General features: G+C 66.7%; 3 protein-coding genes. All 3 read left to right on the top strand.

Annotated elements, in window-relative coordinates; all coding sequences use genetic code 11:
* Positions 1-1,473, top strand: a 1,473-nt coding sequence (locus tag ACRDUX_RS07445; protein WP_526412484.1) for a sugar ABC transporter ATP-binding protein, incomplete at its 5' end; no start/stop codon positions are given.
* Positions 1,466-2,185 (top strand): SDR family NAD(P)-dependent oxidoreductase, encoded by a 720-nt coding sequence (locus ACRDUX_RS07440; protein ID WP_526412482.1) that lies wholly within the window; start codon positions 1,466-1,468, stop codon positions 2,183-2,185. The genes ACRDUX_RS07445 and ACRDUX_RS07440, both read left to right, overlap by 8 nt.
* A partial coding sequence (locus tag ACRDUX_RS07435; RefSeq protein ID WP_526412480.1) for an acyl CoA:acetate/3-ketoacid CoA transferase occupies positions 2,182-3,695 on the top strand: 1,514 nt, incomplete at its 3' end. The genes ACRDUX_RS07440 and ACRDUX_RS07435, both read left to right, overlap by 4 nt.

Here is a 3,695-nt window from a genome sequence, read left to right as displayed (position 1 = left end):
TCCAAGCACTACGCCGGAGTCGCCGCCCTGGAGGACGTGTCACTCGCCTTGGAACCCGGCAAGATTCACGCCCTCGTCGGCGAGAATGGCGCAGGCAAGTCCACTCTGTCGAAGATCCTCGCCGGCTTCGAGTCGGCAGACACCGGCACCATCCTGCTCGACGGTGAACTGGTCAACCCCCGCAACCCCACCCAGGCCGCAGGTCTGGGCATCGCCATCGTGCACCAGGAACTCTCGGTGATCGGCTCGGTGTCGGTGGCCGACAACGTCCTGGTCAACGCCGAGCCCTCGCGCTGGGGATTCCTCGACCGGCGCGCACTCGTCGAACAGGCCAAGGCCCACCTCGCGCGAGTCGGGCTCGACGTCGATCCGCGCCGCCCGGCCAGCGAGCTGTCCATCGCCGAACAACAGCTCGTCGAAATCGCCAGAATCCTGTCCCTGAACGCCAGGGTGGTCTTCTTCGACGAGCCGACATCATCACTACCGCACGATGATTCGCTCCGGCTGCTGGCCCTGCTGCGCGATCTGCGCGACCAGGGCACCGCCGTCGTCCTCATCAGCCACGACCTACCCGAAGTCCTCGAGTATGCCGACACCATCACCGTCCTGCGCGACGGCACCCACATCATCACCGCGCCCGCCGCCGCATTCACCGAAGAGTCCCTCATCAAACAGATGATCGGCCGCGACATCGACGCCCTCTACCACGGACACGGGACCATAGGAGACGAGGCTCGGGCGCCGATCCTGACCGTCGACGACATCACGGCACCAGGCGTCGTGTCGGCCTCCCTGCACGTCAGTCCCGGTGAAATCCTCGGCATCGGCGGACTGGTCGGCAGCGGCCGCACCGAACTCCTGGCCGCGATCTTCGGCGCCAGCCGGGCCACCGCAGGCGCCATGAGCTTCGACGGAAGGCCACACAGACCGGCGCACCCGCACGCCGCGTTGAGATCCGGAATCGCCCTGGTCCCAGAGGATCGCAAGAACCAGGGACTGCATCTGGGGATGTCGATCAGCTCGAACATCGAACTCGCCAGCCTCAACGACATGAGCACCGGCCCCTGGCTGCGTCCCCGGCGCGGAACCCGCATCGTCGAGAAGTTCTTCAAGGAACTGCGCATCAAGGCAGCAAGCCCGTCCCTGCCCGTCGGCGCGCTGTCCGGCGGCAACCAGCAGAAGGTCGCACTCGCCAAGGTGCTCGCCACCAAACCCCGCGTCCTGCTGCTCGACGAGCCGACCCGCGGCATCGACGTCGGCGCCAAAGCCGAAGTGCACCGGTTGATCCGGGGCCTGGCCGACGAAGGCATCGCCATCATCATGGTCTCCTCCGTGCTGCCCGAACTGCTCGGCGCCGCCGACCGGATCGTGGTCATGCGCGGTGGGCGCACCGTCGGTGAGCTGAGCCGCGCCGACGCCAACGAAGAGTCCGTCATGAAGCTGGCGTTCCAAGGGGCGATCAGCGATGACTGAACGCGTCGCCGTACTCACCGGCGCCGAAGGCGGACTCGGCCAGGGCGTCGCCCAACGCCTCGGCAAGGACGGCTTCACCCTGGTCCTGGGACATCGACCAGGTGCCGACACTTCAGCCATCGACGCCACCGAGGGAGCGGTCCTGGTGCCGGCGGACGTGACGTCTGAAGACGCCGTGCGCCACCTGATCGACACCGCGGTAGGCGAATTCGGCCGCGTCGACGTCCTGGTCACCCTCGCCGGAGTGATGGAACAGAAGTTCCTACACGAACTCGACCTGGCCACCTGGAACCAGACCCTGGCGGTCAACCTCACCGGCACCTTCCTCGCCGTCTCCGCGGCAGCCGAGGAACTGCGCAAGTCCGGAGGATCGGTCGTGACGATCGGCAGCCAGCTCGGCTATACCGGCGGCCTCAACTGCGCGGCCTACAGCGCGTCCAAGGCGGGCATCGGAGGACTCACCCGAGCGCTGGCCCGCGAGCTTGGCCCCGACGTCCGGGTGAACTGCGTGGCACCCGGGCCGATCGAAACCCCGATGACCGCTGCACACGCCACTGAAGAGTGGATCGAAACGAAGACCCGTCAGCTCGTCATGCACCGCTTCGGCATCCCCGAGGAAGTGGCGACCGCCGTCTCCTGGCTCGCCAGCCAGGAAGCGAGCTTCGTTACCGGTCAGACGATCAACGTCAATGGTGGAGGAGTAATGCCATGAGACTCAGCAAGCTCGTCAACCCCGAATTCCTCTCCGCGCGCGAGGCCGTGGACCGCATCCCGGACCGCGCCCGCCTGCTCGTCGAGGCCTCCGGCGGTGGCGTCATCGAACCGTCCGCTCTGCTCGACGCCCTGGCTGAGCGCTATCGGCACACCGCCGCGCCCTCGGAACTGTCGGCGTACTTCTGCAGCGGCATCGGCGACCGCAACGGCTCCGGCATGGACGTCCTGGCCATCCCCGGGCTGATCCGGAGCGCCGTCGCCGGACACTGGGCGATGACACCCACCCTGTCGAAGATGGCTCACGACGGCGACATCGAGGCCTACAACCTGCCCCAAGGAGTGCTCGCGCAGCTGCTGCGGGAATCGGCCGCCAGACGCCCCGGGCTGATCACCAAGGTCGGCCTCGGCACGTTCTGTGACCCCCGCCAAGGCGGCGGCAAGCTCAACACCGCCACCACCGCCGATCTCGTCGAGGTGCTGTCCCTGCACGACGAGGAGTACCTCTTCTACCCCAGCCCGTCCTTCGATGTGGCGTTCATCCGAGGCACCACCGCCGATGAGAACGGCAACCTCACCCTCGAGCACGAAACCGCCAAGCTCGGCGTCCTGGCCGCGGCGACGGCGGCCCGCAACAGCGGTGGCCTGGTCATCGCCCAGGTCAAGCGGATCGCGGGAGCGCACACCCTCAACGCGAAAAGCGTTGTGGTGCCGGGGCATTTGATCGATGTCGTCGTCCTCGACGAGCACCAGCGGCAGACCGCCATCAACGACTACAACCCGGCGTTCTCTGGCGAGGTCTACGTCCCGTTCGGCCGCTCGCCGACGATGACGCTCAGCGAACGCAAGGTCGTCGCCCGCCGTGCGCTGGACGAGATCGAACTCGGCTCGGTGGTGAACCTCGGTGTCGGCATGGCCGACGGGGTGGCCACTGCCGCGCTGGAGGAGGGGCGGCTGAAGGAGATGACCCTCACCGTCGAGCAGGGCATGATCGGCGGAGTTCCCGAACGGGGCGTGATCTTCGGGGTGTCGTGGAACCCTGAAGCAGTGATCGATCATGCATCACAGTTCGACTTCTACGACGGCGGCGGCTTGGACGTCACCTGCCTGGGCTTCGCCGAGGTCGACCGAGACGGCAACGTCAACTCCTCCCTGGTCGATGGCCGCATCTTCGGGGCAGGCGGATTCATCAACATCTCCCAAGCCGCAAAGAAAGTCGTGTTCTGCGGCTCGTTGACTGCCGGCGGGCTTCGCACCGACCTGTCCGAGGGCCACCTGCGGGTGACTTCGGAAGGCAAGCATCACAAGTTCATCGAGAAGGTCCGACAGATCACCTTCAACGCGCAACTGGCCCGCGAACGCGGCCAGGAAGTCATCTACGTCACCGAGCGCGCGGTGTTCGTCCTCGGTGACGAAGGTCCGGTCCTGGTTGAGGTCGCCCCCGGCTGGACCGCCGAACAGATCGTTGCGCTGATGGACTTCGAACCCAAACGCGCCGACCAGATCCGGGT

Source organism: Mycobacterium sp., from assembly GCF_050701675.1.
In the GTDB taxonomy this organism is placed as follows: Bacteria; Actinomycetota; Actinomycetes; order Mycobacteriales; family Mycobacteriaceae; genus Mycobacterium.
The sequence above is the reverse complement of the archived record's forward strand: the minus strand, read 5'-3'. Positions and strand labels throughout refer to the sequence as shown.

What these genes read in the sequence shown, in the direction of transcription:
- ACRDUX_RS07440 (WP_526412482.1), top strand. Translation starts at nt 1,466, where the DNA reads ATGACTGAACGCGTCGCCGTACTCACCGGCGCCGAAGGCGGACTCGGC.